Consider the following 14,905-nt stretch of genomic DNA (forward strand, 5'->3'; position numbering starts at 1 on the left):
CGCCTTCGGGCATGCAGCCATCGGAGATCTACTCCGGACGACCGCTGCCCAGCAGGGCGGAATCCCAGCCCGCCGCGGTCGCACCGGCGTTGTAGGTCGATTCCAGGAAGGCAAGCAGATCGCCGGACAGGCGCAGGTCGTCGTAATCGAGGAGAAACTCGCCCAGGCCGGCATCCCATCGCGCAGCGCTTGGCCCGATCTTCGCACTCTCGATACTTTGCGGCTGCGGATAGGTGAAGGAGTAGAATGCGGGTCTGGGACACGAGGGATCACCCGGCCACCACCCCATCTCCATCAACTCCGCATTCATTGCATTGCGCCGGACAAAACCGGCGTTCGGCGCCGGTGAAGCAGGTTTGCCGTTATAGAACGGCAGACGAATGTCGAACGTCCCCCACATCAGACCGATGGGTTGCGTCTTGCCCGTGAACCTTCCCTGAAAGACCTGCATGACGCGTTGCGTATTGAGAAGAATGCGCCACCAGGCGTTGACCATGTCGCGCGTTCGTATGGGCGTTGTTGCCTATCCTCGTCGAACGGGATCGGGTTGGACACTTCCTGCGGCATGAGCGTGATGGCAGCATCTATTCCCGCATGACGTAGCCGGTCGAGGAATGTGTCGACCAGCACTGCGACCGATGTCGGGCCCAGCGGCAGTTGTCCCGATCCGCCCGAACTCGTGAACCACTGCAACTCGTGCGAGACGAAGTCGGCGCGGACCTCGTAGACGCCGCCAGCGCAAGGGATCGGACCTGTGGTCGGGCCTCTCGCGCCGAGCCACAGCGGAACCCCAGCCCATTGCGCCTGGAAAGGTCCGGCCAGCTTGAGCTTGCCAACCGCCTGCAACACCATGTGGAGAAGATGTCGCGTCTGCTCGAAGGCCTGGCAGGACAGAGCCGGCCAAAGATCGCCAGAAGGAGCATTGGAAGATGACTGGCCGGTATTCATGGCATGTCCTCGCACAGTTGTTGGCGGGGGAGAATTCGCGCCTTGGTGTCAAGACAAGATCTGATCATGGCGGGCTCGATCAACCGTTCAACGCATGGAAAGCCGAAAGCCATCATTCGCTATTGCAAGCCACGCCAAGGCTTGACGACCCCCGCTTCGAGAGCTCTTCGACGAACTGAAACCGCTGTGTATAGCTGCGCAATCCTGATCACGTTCGATCGATCAAATACCATTTCTTAGTCTAGATCCTGAACTGCACGCTCGAAGCGCTTCCGTCGCCACGCCTCAACGCGACGCAATCGCTGCACAAGAAGTCGGACGTCAGCGATCTCGGACGCGGCCTGTTCGATCTTGCTCGACACTCAACACCTCCCCAGCCTGCATGAGCAATGCTAGCGCCATTTTTGAGGACGTCCAGAGCGTACAAATGGCGCTCGCACCAGACCCGCATCAGACAACTTGTCCGATCGAACTTGGCAAAGTGTCTGCGGGCTCACTGATCAACGCCTTAAGCCGTTGATATGACTTGCCGCGCGGATGGCACGCGTATTGCTGCCGGTTGATCCGGTCGATGGGCTATGCCGTCGCTTGTACAACCAGGATGGTTCACGATGCTGAATGTTAACGTGAACGAGACAGATGACCAACTCCAAATCGTTGCAGAGCTGCATGGTCTAACGGCAAACGACATAGACGTGTCCGTTGAGCGTGGTGTACTCACCATCATCGCTGAGCGGCAGGTGAACGACGGCCGTGGTGCCGAACGGACAATCAGAGTCTTGAGCTCGATGCTATTACCCAGTTCAGTCGATGCTCATAAGATAAACGCGTATTTCGACGACGGCGTGATGACCGTGACGTTTCCCAAGCACAGGTAGTCGATCCGAGCCGACACTGCTAAAGCCATCGAGGCCATCGCGCGGCACGCCCGGAGGCGAGCGGACATTTCAGCTCGCGACGCCGACTTTCGCGAACCTCAACGAACGCGATCCGATCGCGTAACCGGGCTGCACGACCGTCGTGACGGTGCCGCTTGGCACTGACGGATCTTTGACCTGGAACATGGCCTCGTGAAAGTGAGGATCAAACCGGCTTCCGGCCGGATCGAGCCTCTTGACGCCGTGCGCTTCCAGCGATCGCAACAGCTCCTTTTCGGTAAGCTCCACACCCTCGACAAACGTCTTGAAGGGGCCGGCACTGTCGCGCAGCTCCGCAGGAAGACTGGACATCGCACGTTCCAGATTGTCCGCGACATTGACCATATCGCCCGCGAACTTGGTTACGGCGTATTGCCGCATGTCGTTCAACTCACGCTCGGAGCGCCGGCGTACATTTTCGGCATCCGCGAGCGCCCGAAGCAGCCGGTCTTTGAGATCGACATTCTCCGCCACGAGCCGCGCAATGGCCTCATGCACGTCTTCTGCGGCGCTTGGCGGCGTGTCCGCAGCATCTGGCGATCCGGAGGTTGTTTCCCTTGCAGAGCCCTCAGGCATCACCTTCTCTACACCTTGCTCCGCATGATGAGTCCCTCCTTGAGGGCGGTGTGAGTGAATCTGTCTGCTGTGATGAGGATCGTTGGGCGGGCCGTTATTAGTCATGGCAGCTCTCTTATCTCGCCGTTGATATGACGTTTGAAGGTCGGCCGGACAAGCGGCGTTCTTCGCTCGCCCGAGCCGGCCGTCTACCGCGTACCGCGGAGCTGCAGGCCCAGACCAAGCAGCGTGCAGCCCTGGAAAACCAGGTCGATCGACAACAACAGGCCAAGCAGCCAGAGACTGTTGAGTGGCCAACCTAACAGAAACGCCAATCCTGCGATCGCGGTGAGCAGTCCAGAGGCAAATAGCCAGCCCCAGCCGCGATCTCCCTTTGCTCTAAAGCTGAGCAACAGGCGCATGACGCCGGACGCGGTCGTGCAAACGGCCAATATGAGAGTCAAAACAAGTGAAGCGATTGCTGGATCCAGAACGATTGTCGTACCGGCCGCAGCATAGAAAAAGCCTCCCAGGCCCCAAAGAAAGAACCCACGCCAGTTTTTGACCCTAAACGCATGGACGATCTGAAAGGCGCCCGCGATGATCATCAAGACGCCGATGTAGAAGATCGTTGCGATGGTCGCCAACAGCAGATTGCTGAGAGCTCCGAAGCCCAGCACAATAAAGAGAATGCCCAGGGCGACGAACCAACCCCACTTCCCTCGCGCTTCGGTCATCAATCCCGTGAACGCCCGCCTCGGTTCCGGCATTCCAATTGTTTGCGCCATGATGAATTGCCCAGAGATTGAGTTGTTGGTGACTCGCTGCACATGGGCCGTGCCCCGCGATGCAGACGACGGCATTCTTGCAACTGACGACAACGCAATCGACGTGCCAGACCGCAATCGACGTGATTTCAATCAGTTATGGCAATCGATGTCGCTGAAAGGTCATTTTGTCCGGAATCGTTGGGACAAAATGACCGAAGCGCCGAAAGGCTAACTCGCCGGCACGAGCGTCCACGAAGCAAGAATGTTGCTGGGATTCATGCCACGCCGCCTTTCGGAACGGCCTTGCCCACCACCCCCGTCCCGTTCGTCGGATCACTGCTCGGCGCCGTATTGTGAGGAAAAAGCTCGATCCCTGTCGGGACGGCCTCCACGTAGAGCGACTGACTTGGAAAGGCGAAATCAGATCCCGCCTTTTTCACGATCGCCTTGATGGCATACGCCAGCTCCTCCTTGATCTTCAGCCAGTCACCCCAGACCGTGGTGCGGGTGAAGCAATAGACCATGACATCGATCGACGATTCATTGAACTTGTCGACACGTACGAACGCGACGGCTTCAGGAGGATGAACGAAATCTTGACTGCCGAGGATGTACGCCTCGATTGCATCACGGACATCGCGGAGCTGGCCGATCGTCGTGCTGTAATCGAGGCCGATGATCCAGGAAATGCGGCGAAACCTCATCTGCGAGAAGTTGGTGACGGCGTTGTCCGCCAAATACGAATTCGGAACGAATACGGGTGCTTGATCGAACCGGCGGACTTTCGTTGTCCGCAGACCAATGGTTTCCACCGTTCCCTCGACGATGCCCTCGGCGAGGATCCAATCGCCGTTCCGAAAGCGCTGCTCGCCAATGATGAAGATCCCGGAGATCAGATTCTTGAAGAGATTCTGGGCGCCCAGCGCCACCGCGACGCCGACGAGGCCGAAGCTCGCCAGTACGGGCCCGACGTGAATGCCCCAGACCTCCAGGACGGCGGTCGCACCGAGCGCCACGATGATGGCGCGTCCGACCCTGACCGTCCAGCCGATCATGGCCTGGCTGAAGATCGGCGTCCGGCCATCCAGAACCGCGCATAGGGGCCCGATCACCTCGAACAGTGCCCAGAAGATTGTGAATGCGGTCAACGAACGATCAATCTGGAGGAGCCCATCCTTGAGCCTCTGATTGGTCAGCACGCATTCGCCGATAATAAATACGGCCAGGACGATCGGAATAAACTGAATCGGCGGAGCAAGTGCCTCGACGATCGTGCGGTTGAGGCCGACCTTGCTCGACGACCAGGAGTGGATACGGGAGACGATAAAGCGGCTGAAAAGCCGCCGGATCAGCACTGCGATCGCGAGAATGACGATCGAAACCATGAAGTGTCCGACGGTTAGGTCCAAGACGCTTCGCTGCCAGAACGAAAGCACGATTGTCCCGAGCGCGCTCAGTTCACTATTCGGAGCATGTGTCATGCAGGAACGTGCCAGAGACTGCGGTGCTTTCCGACGGAACATGCGGCTCCGCGACAAACGAGGCGGTCAAATGACCCGGCTGACCGGAACTGATTTAACGTAACCACTGTCTGATCACGCCCGAGACGAGGCCGACCGCCACAACGCTTGCGATCCAGATCGCGGCCATCCACGCGAGCCGTTGCCATAGCGGAAGCCGGGCCTGCATCAGTGATACCCTGCGGTGCCGGCCTTGCCGCGAAACACCCAGTACGCCCAGCCTGTGTATGCGAGGATGAGCGGAATAATCACGCAGGCGCCCACCAGCATGAACAACTGGCTTTCGACCGGTGCCGCGGCATCCCAGATCGTAATCGCGCGTGGAACAGCGTAAGGATAGATGCTGATTCCGAGCCCGATGAAGCTCAGCAGGAAGAGTGCCAGCGCCATGAGGAACGGCAACCGCTCGAACTCTCGCTTCAGACTCCAGAAGAAGGTTACCGCGCAGATCAGCACCAACAGCGGCACCTGGGCCGTCAACAAGACGCCGGGCATTGCGAACCACCGCCGCCAGTAGTCATAATCGAGAAACGGCGTCACCGCGCTGACGGCCCCCAGCGCCAAAAGCGTGCCGGCGCCGAGCCAAAAGGCGGCACGGCGCGCGTGACGTTGGCTCGTCCCCTCCGTCTTCCAGATCAGCCACGTTGCGCCGAGCAGCGCATAGCCGATCACAACCGCGACGCCGGTCAGGATGCTGAATTGGCTTAGCCAGTCGAGCCAGCCGCCGGCATAGGCATCATTGACAACGTGGATACCCTGCAGAATTGCCCCGAGAGTAACACCTTGCGCAAAGGCGGCCACCAGGGAGCCCAACCAGAACGCAATGTCCCATAATGGCCGATGCCCTGGATCGCGCCAGCGGAACTCAAAGGCGACGCCGCGGAAGACGAGCCCAAGCAGCATGGCGATCATCAACGGATAGGTGGCTGGAAGGATGATCGCATAGGCGAGCGGAAACGCCGCCAGCAGACCGCCGCCGCCCATCACCAGCCACGTCTCGTTGCCATCCCAGACCGGCGCGATCGAATTCATGGCCTGGTCGCGCTCGTCGCCGACCGCAAAGCTCGGGAACAGAATTCCGATGCCAAGGTCGAACCCGTCCATGACGACGTAGGCCATCACCGCAAATCCGATGATCGCAGCCCAGAAGGTCGTAAGGTCGATGCTGGACATGGCCTCACTCCGCCGCAGTCAGAGGCACGCCGATACTGCCCGCCGGCGTAATGCCTGCGGCGCGCTGCGGCACCTTGGGCGGCTCCTTCTCGCCCGGCGCGGGCGGCTTCGCCATCAGTCGCAGGAGATAATAGGTGCCGGCGCCGAACGCGGCGAAGTACACCAGCACGAAAGCGACAAGCGAGGCCGCCACAGCCGGCGCAGCCAGCGGCGAATGTGATTCCGCCGTTCGTAACAGTCCATAGACCGTGAAAGGTTGCCGACCGACCTCCGTCGTCACCCATCCAGCGATCACAGCGACAAAGCCGGCCGGTCCGAGAACGACGCACGCGCGATGCAACCAGGCCCAGTCGTAGAGCATTCCCCGGAAACGCGCGAGCAGGCTCCAGATACCGACAGCGAGCATCGCAAATCCAAGGCCGACCATGATCCGGAACGACCAGAACACAATCGGTACCGGCGGCCATTGATCCCGCGGAAAGTCGCTGAGTCCCGGTAAAGGTGCATCCGGATCGTGTTTGAGGATCAGTGACCCCAGGCGAGGCACTTCGAGCTTATGATGGACCTGCGCTGTCTCGTTGCTGGGGAAGCCGAAGAGGATAAGCGACGCGCCATCGGGGCTGGGTTCGTAGTGCCCTTCCATAGCAAGAACCTTGGCGGGCTGGTGTTCCAGCGTGTTGAGGCCATGGGCATCACCCGCGAGAATCTGGATCGGAGTCACGATCGCGGCCATCCACATCGCCATCGAAAACATCTTGCGTGCGCCGGCATTGCTGCGGTCTCGCAGCAGATGCCAGGCGCCCACACCGCCAACCACGAACGCCGTCGTCAGATAGGCCGCGATCACGGTGTGAACGAGGCGATACGGAAAACTGGCGGTGAAGATGATCGGGATCCAGGATCCGGCGGGCACAAACTGGTCCTTCGCATTGATCGCGAAACCCGCCGGCGTCTGCATCCAGCTGTTCACGGCAATGATCCAGGTTGCCGAGATCAGTGTGCCAAGCGCGACCATGCACGTTGCGAAGAAATGAAGGCCTTTCCCGACCTTGCTCATGCCGAACAGCATGACGCCGAGGAAGCCGGCCTCCAGAAAGAAGGCCGTCATCACCTCATACGCCATCAGCGGCCCGATGATCGGCCCGGCTCGCGTGGAGAATACCGACCAATTCGTACCGAATTGATATGAGAGCACCACCCCCGAGACGACGCCCATGCCGAACACAACGGCGAAGATCTTCAGCCAGTAGCGGAACAGGTTGGCATAAACGCCTTGCCCCGTCCTCAGCCACAACGCCTCGAGCACCATCAGATAACTCGCAAGCCCGATCGAGAAAGATGGAAATATGAAATGGAACGAGACGGTGAACGCAAACTGGGCACGTGCCAGAATCACCGCATCGAGATTGTCCAGCAATGTCCCCTCCTTGCCTCAGGATATGCGTCCCGGCACTTCGTCTCCGGCATCCGGCCGATCAAGCGGCAACAACTCGCACCGGAATGGACTTGGCTGCCGGCGTCCCGCTGATCTTGTCGTAGTAGTCGAGAGGCAGCAGCGGATTGAGCTCGGGGTAATATCCCGCAACCGATCCGCGCGGCATCGGATAGTCCAACACCCTCAGTCCGCTCACGCGCCGCTGTATGCCATCATCGCTGATCGTCTCGAGCGCAATGCCCGAGCCGTCCTCGAGCCCTCGCGCCGCGCGGTCCTCGGCGTTCATGAACAGAACCATTCGGTCATTGTAGACACCGCGATAGCGGTCGTTGTTGCTGTAGATCGTCGTGTTGAATTGATCGTGCGAGCGAATGGTTGCCAGTCGCAGCATGTCGGGATCTGAAACGGATGCGTTCACTTCCAGACCCGGCAGAAGCAGAAAGTTCGCCTTGCCGTTCGGCGTCGGCCAGACCAGTTCGCGCGGCGGCACGTCGAGGTGAAAGCCTCTCGGGCTTTCGATCCGCTCGGAGAAGTCGCTGTAGATCTCCGGATAGACCTCCGCGATCTTGTCGCGGATCAAGCAGTAATCCTCGCTGTAGCTTCTCCAGTCGACCTTGCTGTTCGGCAACGTCGCTTGCGCGATCCGGCAGACGATTTCCACCTCGGGCAGGAGATGCGGGCTCGCCGGTTGCAACACGCCGCGAGACGCGGTGACGTTCGACATCGAGTCTTCGATCGTCACGAACTGCTCACCGGCTGCCGTCCGGATGATCTCCGAACGCGCGATGACGGGCAGCATCAAGGCGTCACGACCATGAACCAAATGTCCGCGATTCAGCTTGGTGGTAATGGCGACCGTCAGCGCGAGCTTTCGCATCGCCGCGTACGACCGTTCGGTATCGGGCACGGCACGAACGAAATTGCCGCCGAGGCCGATGAAGACCTTCGCCGTCCCCGCCTGCATCGCGGCGACGGACTCAATGGTATGATGACCATGTTCGCGCGGGGGCTCGAACCCAAAGACGTCGCGAACGCGATCGAGATAGTCCTGGCTCGGCTGTTCGTCGATCCCGACGGTACGGTCTCCCTGCACATTGGAATGACCGCGAATGGGCGATATTCCGGCGCCCGGCTTGCCGAAATTGCCCTTGAGCAGGAGCAGATTGACCAACTGCTGCACCAGCCGCGACCCCTCCTGGTGCTGCGTGATCCCCATCCCGTAGCAAATGATCGTCGCGCGCGAGCGAATGTAGATTTCGGCGCATCGCCGGATCTGCGATTCCTCAAGCCCGGAGGCCCTCTCCAATTCCGGCCATGTCTGCGCCATCGCGTCGTCCCGGATCGCATCGAGGCCGAGGGTATGCTCGCGGATAAACTTCCAGTCGACGATCTTCTCGCCGGATTCCTCGCGTTCGAAAATGACCTTCATGACCCCCTTGAGGAAGGCGAGGTCACCGCCGATGCGGACATGAACGAACTCGCTGGCAATCTTGGTCGAACCGAGCGTTGCCATCTGAATGACATCCTGCGGATCGGCGAAGCGCACCAACGCACGTTCGGGCATCGGATTGACGGCCACGATCGGAACCCCGCGCTTGCTCGCTTCGACTAGATTGCTCATCATCCGCGGCGAATTCGTTCCGGTGTTCTGCCCGATGACGAAAATCGCTTCAGCGTGCCCGAAATCATCGAGGATAACGGTGCCCTTCCCGACACCGATCGAGGGCGGCAAGCCCCGGCTGGTCGGCTCGTGGCACATGTTCGAGCAGTCGGGGAAATTGTTGGTTCCGAACTCCCGGACAAATATCGAGTAGAGAAACGCCGCTTCGTTGGGTGTGCGGCCGGATGTATAGAATTCGGCCTGGTGCGGACTTTCAAGAGCCCGCAAATGCTTGCCGATCAGGGCGAACGCGTCGTCCCAGCTGCAAGGCACGTAGCGATCCGACGATGAATCGTAGCGCATCGGCTCCGTCAAACGTCCTTGCATCTCGAGCCAGTAGTCCGGCCGCTCCATGAGTTCGGACACGGTGTGCCGTTCAAAGAACTCTCGTGTGACCCGAAACTTCGTTGCCTCAAACGCCAACGCCTTGGCGCCGTTCTCGCAGAAATCGAGCGTTTTCTTGCATTCCGCGTCGGGAAACGCGCAACTCGAGCACTTGAATCCGCCGGGCTGGTTCATCGACAGAAGCGCGCGCGATCCCTTCGTCACCACACTCTGCTCGAGAAGAATCTTTGCAGTCGCTGCGGCGGCACCCCAACCGCCGGCGGGATGATGATACGTCTTGAAGCGCGGCTTACCGTCCAACATAAATCAACTCCGCAATTGCCAGATCTTCAGTAGGGTCTTCAGCTGAGTGACCTGAATAAGATCACCCGCAGCACGCTGGGCCGCGTTTCCGGCTCGCTTTATCGATCCTGATCGAGGTTGGCGACGATCACCTTGTCGATCAGACCTTCGTTGTGCCGGATGAAGTCGTCGCGCGTCATGCCGGAAGCACGCCACGCATCCTGAAGGCCCGCGTCTCTGTGAAGCCACTCGTTTCGCGTTTGATGATCGATCTTGTGACGTCGCGCGTCCTGCGATCCGTGCGACGCCTTGTCGTGGTCCTTCGACATTGTATCTCCTCATGTATCCTGTCGTAGCTTGGCACACTCGTCGAGGCGCAGATCTCCGCAGTCCAAGAGAGTGTTGAAGCCGCACTCCGCCGATCAGCGCTGCGCAGCGACCTGTTGTGATGGCGTTCGGCGTCCAATTGCGCGCGAGCTCTACGAACAATCGGGCATCGATACTGCTTCGCAGCAGCCATGGATCCGCCGGGGTCAATCAATCGGGATCAATCCCAATTTGCTTCCTTGGCCCACTTGTCGACCTCTTTGCGGACCTGGTTTTTGTCAATGCCGTAGAGATCTTGCAGCTTGCCCTCCAACCGCTCTCTGTCACCGTTGATGACATCAATGTCGTTGTCGGTCAGCTTCCCCCATGTTGCCTTGAGCGCACCCTTTGCAGCCTTCCAGTTTCCTTCGATGCGATCCCAGTTCACTTTCATCTCCTTCTTTTCCCAACCGTGAAACGTGCATCGAGGAAAGGTTAGCAACAGGCGTGCCAGTCTGAGCGCATCGTCATATCAATGAGTTAGGCCGTCTTGGCTACCGGCAATGGACAATTTGTCACGACAGATTTGGCCAAGTTGTCCGCCGACAACTGCCGCGCCGGCGCGGCGCCGATGCCAACCAGCCTGAACGCGTTACTATTGGGCGTGGGATGGGTTCAGCGCCGACAGACATTTGCCTGACGCAATGAACGACGTGGGCCACGTGATGACAAATGACTTCAACGCCGCTTTCGTTTAACCTCACGTGAGTTGAAACTCGTTGATTGTTCGCGCCAATGAGGAAATCGAGATGAAGCGCGCCTTGAGAGATCGGCGACCAATCCATCATTCTCCCATTTTCTGGATCGGTATCGCCTTATGTCTGGCAGCCATAGCCATCTACGTCTGGTCCAATGATCTTTCCTGGCGACCCGCCGCCACCCCACACTGAATCGTTGGAGTGATTAGAGCGCACTTCGCCCTTTCCGGCGGGAGCCGTTACTTTCGGCACCTTCCGTGCCGTTGAGCATTGAATGACATTCGGTACGCCAGCGCGGAGTAAGCGCGGCCCCGGCCACCCTTAGACTACCCCAGGCCGGGGTCGCGCCCTCCACGCGAGGCATGTCGCGTCCGTCTGCGCGACAAGCCCTGACGCCACCGCGCCGTCAGCATGCGCTATGCCACTTGTCTAGCATTACATCAGCACATTCTGAACAGGTTCCATGGGAGCGGGCAGATCGCGCTCACCGAGCAGAGCGAGCAGCTCGCGCTCGAGGGCTCGTCTCATTGCGTCAAGCGGGAGCGCATTCGGCTCCAACCCGAAGGGTGCCTCAAGCTGATGGCCAAGCGCGTCGAGACCGAAGAAGGTGTAGGCGACGAGCAGGACGGGCAGCAGCGTCCACCAATCGAGCGATCCGGCAAGCGCGAACGGCAACGTCACGCAGAAGATCAGCGCGGTCCGATGCAGCAGCAGCGAATAGGCGAATGGCACCGGGGTGGACGCGATGCGCTCGCAACCGCCCTGGACGTCGGAAAGCGCGGTGAGTTGCCCTTCCAGAACGGCGTAGTGGATCGGCTCGATCCGATCCCGCTTCATCAGCATCAAACAATGCAGCCCGATCTGGTTGAGCACGGCATTGGTGGGGTTGGGACCGCCTGAAGCAGCGTCGATCTCACTCCACGGTTTGATTGCCGCCACTTCGTCTTCACCCCGAAGGCGTGCCGTTAGCCCGCAGCAAAAGCCGCACAGGCCGCGGAGCAGGACGCGCCGGTCGTCGTCTTCGAGGGTGGAGATCTGACGCGCGAACGAGCGGCTGGCGATGATCAGCTTGCCCCAGAGTTCGCGTCCCTCCCACCAGCGGGCGTAACATGTGCTGTTTCGGAAGCTCATGAAGACCGACAGCGCTATGCCGATCAGCGTGAACGGAACCGCACTGATGCGCGCGAAGATGCCCGGATGCTCCATGGCAGCAAAAATCGCCAACACACTGATCAGAGCAATCGCGACCAGATGCGGCGCGATCCGCGGCAAGATCGATCCATTGACGGCAAACGCAACGTCCCAGAAGCCGGGCTTGGAGCGCACGATCATTGCAGCCTCCCCGACATCCGGGGCTGCTTCTCATGCCCGGACTGCAAAGCTGCGCTAGTCCGAGTTTCGCTGCCTCGGGCAGGCCGGAGCAGATACTTTGACCATCGAACAATTGGATTGGCTCGGGAAATGCCCGAGAGCACGCCGAGTGTCCAACAACCGGACCTGATCGCTGTGGACATCGATGCTTTGTATCCGGGAGGACTTCCCTGTGACGGAGCAGGGAACGCGGCCGCTTTGTCGAGTTGTAGCATCATTTATAAAGCTGAGTTTGGCTCAGAAATCCACGTCGAACCGATCGAGCGAAACCACGCGGGTGGCGCTGGACTGACGGTTTTCAAACTTGTCGCTGGCGGCGCGTTCGATTCGCGCTCGACGCATAAGGAAGAATTCCTCCGCGCTTGGAATGGGATGAAACCGAACGCGCATCACGTTGAGAGCTCGGCGCGCGATCATGCACGTGACCTCGGAATTATCCTTGTACATCACGAAAAAGATTCCATGACGGTGAACCTCATACTGACCATCGGGATCTCGCGCGAGCGCCATTTGACAGTCCTCAAACGATGGTCGCGCCCGGATCAACCCGGACCGAGCGGCCATACGATCATTGACCCGATCACTCCCAGAGCAAAGAGCACGCCAAATCCCAAGACGACGCAAATTCAATGAATTAGAGCGCGATGGCCGCCTTTAAGGCAGACATTTTGTCCCTTGCGGCGGACAAGTTGGGACCAGGGGCCTCTCCGAGGCACCTACCGTCGGCGGATTGTCGATGCCTCGAGGAGGGTGGCGCGACTGCCGAACCCAAAGCCCGTGAGGTCGCTTCATAGATCTCGAACCATGAGAGTTGCATCGACGCCCCTCCAATTGGTGCGATCGGCGGTCGACCATCCGAGCCGCGCATAGAAGCCGGTTGCCTCTGACGTATAGAGGTTTAGCCGCGAAAATCCGCGCTGCCGCGCTTGATCCTCAATCGCCCGCACCAAGATGGTGCCCACTCCTTCATTGCGATGTTCGGGGACAACGAACAGACCTGTGAGCCATGGTGCGACATCGTGATTCGGCTCGAACTCGGACTCAACCAAAAGGCAGGCGCCTATCGGCGCACCATCTGCTTTCGCGACGAGCAGCACGCCAAGGCTCCGATCGGCAGCAAATTGTTGCAATGATCTTAGCTCTTCCTCGAAGGAAGTACGAAGCATTGAAAATGAATTGACGCGCCAACGCGCGCAGATAGCCACTTCGATCGCTCCTGGCTCTGCGGTGAGTATTCGAATATCTGTCATCGCAAAACAATCAACTTTGTGACGCGATCGAAAGCGTTCCGAGCAATAGATGGACCATTTCCGGTGTGCAACAATGCCGGCGATCCAGAAGGAGCATCGAACGACAACGGACAATCTGTCTGTGTTGTTATGGACAACTTTTCTATCACCTTTGCGTGGAGCGCCCTGCTCGCCGCACTCAGTGAGTCAAGGCACGATTGCGCGACATGAGATGTTCCGCCAGATTGGAGCAAGCGGCTGATCTGCAGACGAAGTCCGGACAGATACTGCGCCAAGCGACACCTTGCTTATGCAACGGACTTGAAGAGACGATCCTGGTTCGACGAGGGAGGGGCCGCCGCCGGTCACGTCGGAAATCTTGGCGGGACTTCAGGCGACACGTTCGAATCTTCGAGTTTTCGCTGTTCCGAAGGCTGGAAGCGTCTGGGAAAAAATCCAGACGATCCTGTCTCGACGCCATGCCAAACCGCCAAGGCTCAACGGTCCGCCACGGCAGGATCGCCTTGAAGTTCGCCGAAACCTGCGGGCGCGAGCGAGCCGGCCAATCCCGGATCGCGAATACGATTTCCGACGCTGATCCGTTGTCGCGCGCCCACATTCACGCACTTGCATAAATGGCCATGCCATTGAATATTCGTTGCGCGACTTGCAACGATCAGGACCATGCCGATGAATGCGAAGCTGGAGCCGCGCCGACTGCACTATTTCATGGAAGTGCTCAATAGCGGCTCCGTGCGCGGCGCCGCCGGCGCGCTCGGCATGGACGCCTCTGCGGTCAGCCGGGCGCTAGGCCTGCTCGAGAAGGAATGTGGCGCGCGCCTGCTCGAACGACGGGGCCGCGGCGTCGCGCCGACCGACGCCGGCCAACTGCTGGCCGCCTACCTGCAGCGCCAGCAGGGCGAACGACGGGCGCTGCTGGCGCAGATAGACAGCATTCGCAAAGTTGAGTCGGGTCATATCGATCTCGTGACGGGCGAAGGTTATGTCGACTGGCTGGCCAAGAGCAGCCTGTGCCGCTTCATGCAAAGCCACCCGAAGATCACGATCAGCCTCGACATCGGCAGTACCGACGAGATCGTCCAGCAAGTCGTGGGAGAACGCGCGCATATCGGCGTCCTGTTCAATCCGCCTCGCGACGATCGGCTGCGCTCGCATCATTCGCAGCCGCACCCGATCAAGGCTATCGTACCGCGCGGGCACCCGCTGACCCAACTGGGCCGGCCGCTCAGGCTCGCCGACCTCGCGCCTTACCCAGGCGCCGCGATGCATCCGAATTTCGGCCTGCGCCAGCATGTCCAGGCCGCCGAGATCAGCGAAGGCGTTCGCCTCAATTTCGCGTTCACGACCGCCTCGTTCGATGCGCTCGCCCATTACGTGACCGCCGGACTTGGTTATGCGCTGGCGTCGCGCCTTGCGATGACGGAGGCTGATGCCGCCAAGGTGGTGGCGCTCCCGATGAAGAACGCGCTGCTGCATCGTGGCCGCACCCACGTGGTCTCCCGTCAGGGACGCACGCTGCCGCCCGCCGCAATGCAGCTGCTGCGGATGATGGTCGCCGAGATGCGGTCACCGGGAAGCGCTGCGCGGTAGCCTCAGGCAGCTGCGCCCTTTCGAT

General features: G+C 59.8%; 18 protein-coding genes. 3 read left to right on the forward strand and 15 right to left on the reverse strand.

Going from position 1 to position 14,905, the window contains the following annotated elements:
• Positions 1-28: 28 nt before the first annotated feature.
• Entirely contained in the window at positions 29-496 is a 468-nt protein-coding gene (locus ACVWZM_RS12735; protein WP_456853386.1) for a DUF5996 family protein, read from the reverse strand.
• Positions 400-948: a DUF5996 family protein gene (locus ACVWZM_RS12740; RefSeq protein ID WP_456853388.1), complete on the reverse strand. Its 549-nt coding sequence runs from the start codon at positions 946-948 to the stop codon at positions 400-402. The genes ACVWZM_RS12735 and ACVWZM_RS12740 overlap by 97 nt, the downstream gene beginning before the upstream one ends.
• Before the next feature lie 611 nt (positions 949-1,559).
• Between ACVWZM_RS12740 and ACVWZM_RS12745 the strand changes: the two genes are divergently transcribed.
• The gene (locus tag ACVWZM_RS12745; RefSeq protein WP_229189839.1) at positions 1,560-1,826 is read left to right on the forward strand and encodes an Hsp20/alpha crystallin family protein; all 267 of its coding nucleotides are present in this window, start codon (positions 1,560-1,562) and stop codon (positions 1,824-1,826) included.
• A gap of 69 nt (positions 1,827-1,895) precedes the next feature.
• Here the strand turns inward: ACVWZM_RS12745 and grpE are convergent, their stop codons facing one another.
• Entirely contained in the window at positions 1,896-2,441 is a 546-nt protein-coding gene (gene grpE, locus ACVWZM_RS12750) for a nucleotide exchange factor GrpE (RefSeq protein ID WP_456853390.1), read from the reverse strand.
• A 188-nt stretch (positions 2,442-2,629) separates the two neighbouring features.
• The gene (locus ACVWZM_RS12755; RefSeq protein WP_199805212.1) at positions 2,630-3,157 is read right to left on the reverse strand and encodes an HdeD family acid-resistance protein; all 528 of its coding nucleotides are present in this window, start codon (positions 3,155-3,157) and stop codon (positions 2,630-2,632) included.
• A 7-nt stretch (positions 3,158-3,164) separates the two neighbouring features.
• On the opposite strand from ACVWZM_RS12755, the gene ACVWZM_RS12760 reads away from it, so the two are divergent.
• A complete protein-coding gene (locus tag ACVWZM_RS12760; RefSeq protein WP_199805210.1) occupies positions 3,165-3,422 on the forward strand; it encodes a hypothetical protein in 258 nt (85 codons plus the stop codon).
• Positions 3,423-3,465: 43 nt separating this feature from the next.
• On the opposite strand, the gene ACVWZM_RS12765 is transcribed toward ACVWZM_RS12760, so the two are convergent.
• The 11 genes from ACVWZM_RS12765 to ACVWZM_RS12815 form a co-directional block, all read right to left on the reverse strand.
• Positions 3,466-4,575, reverse strand: coding sequence for a mechanosensitive ion channel family protein (locus tag ACVWZM_RS12765; protein WP_456853392.1), 1,110 nt, complete (start codon positions 4,573-4,575; stop codon positions 3,466-3,468).
• A gap of 190 nt (positions 4,576-4,765) precedes the next feature.
• A complete protein-coding gene (locus tag ACVWZM_RS12770; protein ID WP_076825142.1) occupies positions 4,766-4,879 on the reverse strand; it encodes a DUF2474 family protein in 114 nt (37 codons plus the stop codon).
• Complete coding sequence (cydB, locus tag ACVWZM_RS12775) at positions 4,879-5,883, reverse strand: cytochrome d ubiquinol oxidase subunit II (RefSeq protein WP_316396406.1); 1,005 nt, start codon at positions 5,881-5,883, stop codon at positions 4,879-4,881. The genes ACVWZM_RS12770 and cydB overlap by 1 nt, the downstream gene beginning before the upstream one ends.
• A 4-nt stretch (positions 5,884-5,887) precedes the next feature.
• The gene (locus ACVWZM_RS12780) at positions 5,888-7,300 is read right to left on the reverse strand and encodes a cytochrome ubiquinol oxidase subunit I (RefSeq protein WP_456853395.1); all 1,413 of its coding nucleotides are present in this window, start codon (positions 7,298-7,300) and stop codon (positions 5,888-5,890) included.
• 58 nt (positions 7,301-7,358) lie between these two features.
• A complete protein-coding gene (locus ACVWZM_RS12785; RefSeq protein ID WP_456853397.1) occupies positions 7,359-9,626 on the reverse strand; it encodes an FdhF/YdeP family oxidoreductase in 2,268 nt (755 codons plus the stop codon).
• Between the two features lie 98 nt (positions 9,627-9,724).
• Entirely contained in the window at positions 9,725-9,934 is a 210-nt protein-coding gene (locus ACVWZM_RS12790; protein ID WP_168857351.1) for a hypothetical protein, read from the reverse strand.
• Between the two features lie 218 nt (positions 9,935-10,152).
• Positions 10,153-10,359 carry a CsbD family protein gene (locus tag ACVWZM_RS12795; RefSeq protein ID WP_172648750.1) on the reverse strand — a complete coding sequence of 69 codons (207 nt, stop codon included), beginning with the start codon at positions 10,357-10,359 and terminating at the stop codon, positions 10,153-10,155.
• A 745-nt stretch (positions 10,360-11,104) separates the two neighbouring features.
• Positions 11,105-12,001, reverse strand: a complete 897-nt coding sequence (locus ACVWZM_RS12800) for a bestrophin family protein (RefSeq protein WP_057016369.1) — start codon at positions 11,999-12,001, stop codon at positions 11,105-11,107.
• A gap of 276 nt (positions 12,002-12,277) precedes the next feature.
• Entirely contained in the window at positions 12,278-12,604 is a 327-nt protein-coding gene (locus ACVWZM_RS12805; RefSeq protein WP_057016370.1) for a DUF1488 family protein, read from the reverse strand.
• 224 nt (positions 12,605-12,828) lie between these two features.
• Entirely contained in the window at positions 12,829-13,290 is a 462-nt protein-coding gene (locus tag ACVWZM_RS12810; RefSeq protein WP_168857350.1) for a GNAT family N-acetyltransferase, read from the reverse strand.
• A gap of 476 nt (positions 13,291-13,766) precedes the next feature.
• Positions 13,767-13,955, reverse strand: a complete 189-nt coding sequence (locus ACVWZM_RS12815) for a hypothetical protein (protein WP_156436135.1) — start codon at positions 13,953-13,955, stop codon at positions 13,767-13,769.
• A gap of 4 nt (positions 13,956-13,959) precedes the next feature.
• Between ACVWZM_RS12815 and ACVWZM_RS12820 the strand changes: the two genes are divergently transcribed.
• Positions 13,960-14,880 (forward strand): LysR family transcriptional regulator, encoded by a 921-nt coding sequence (locus ACVWZM_RS12820; protein ID WP_256521237.1) that lies wholly within the window; start codon positions 13,960-13,962, stop codon positions 14,878-14,880.
• Positions 14,881-14,905: the final 25 nt, after the last annotated feature.

The sequence above is a fragment of the Bradyrhizobium sp. USDA 4501 genome (assembly GCF_054062115.1).

Excerpts from the sequence above, each read along its gene's own strand:
- ACVWZM_RS12785 (WP_456853397.1), bottom strand. The coding sequence starts at position 9,626 with ATGTTGGACGGTAAGCCGCGCTTCAAGACGTATCATCATCCCGCCGGC.
- ACVWZM_RS12755 (WP_199805212.1), bottom strand. The coding sequence starts at position 3,157 with ATGACCGAAGCGCGAGGGAAGTGGGGTTGGTTCGTCGCCCTGGGCATT.
- ACVWZM_RS12745 (WP_229189839.1), top strand. The coding sequence starts at position 1,560 with ATGCTGAATGTTAACGTGAACGAGACAGATGACCAACTCCAAATCGTT.
- ACVWZM_RS12770 (WP_076825142.1), bottom strand. The coding sequence starts at position 4,879 with ATGCAGGCCCGGCTTCCGCTATGGCAACGGCTCGCGTGGATGGCCGCG.
- ACVWZM_RS12735 (WP_456853386.1), bottom strand. The coding sequence starts at position 496 with ATGGTCAACGCCTGGTGGCGCATTCTTCTCAATACGCAACGCGTCATG.
- ACVWZM_RS12790 (WP_168857351.1), bottom strand. The coding sequence starts at position 9,934 with ATGTCGAAGGACCACGACAAGGCGTCGCACGGATCGCAGGACGCGCGA.
- ACVWZM_RS12740 (WP_456853388.1), bottom strand. The coding sequence starts at position 948 with ATGAATACCGGCCAGTCATCTTCCAATGCTCCTTCTGGCGATCTTTGG.
- ACVWZM_RS12805 (WP_057016370.1), bottom strand. The coding sequence starts at position 12,604 with ATGGCCGCTCGGTCCGGGTTGATCCGGGCGCGACCATCGTTTGAGGAC.
- ACVWZM_RS12800 (WP_057016369.1), bottom strand. The coding sequence starts at position 12,001 with ATGATCGTGCGCTCCAAGCCCGGCTTCTGGGACGTTGCGTTTGCCGTC.
- ACVWZM_RS12810 (WP_168857350.1), bottom strand. The coding sequence starts at position 13,290 with ATGACAGATATTCGAATACTCACCGCAGAGCCAGGAGCGATCGAAGTG.
- ACVWZM_RS12820 (WP_256521237.1), top strand. The coding sequence starts at position 13,960 with ATGAATGCGAAGCTGGAGCCGCGCCGACTGCACTATTTCATGGAAGTG.
- grpE (WP_456853390.1), bottom strand. The coding sequence starts at position 2,441 with ATGCCTGAGGGCTCTGCAAGGGAAACAACCTCCGGATCGCCAGATGCT.
- ACVWZM_RS12815 (WP_156436135.1), bottom strand. The coding sequence starts at position 13,955 with ATGGTCCTGATCGTTGCAAGTCGCGCAACGAATATTCAATGGCATGGC.
- ACVWZM_RS12765 (WP_456853392.1), bottom strand. The coding sequence starts at position 4,575 with ATGGTTTCGATCGTCATTCTCGCGATCGCAGTGCTGATCCGGCGGCTT.
- cydB (WP_316396406.1), bottom strand. The coding sequence starts at position 5,883 with ATGTCCAGCATCGACCTTACGACCTTCTGGGCTGCGATCATCGGATTT.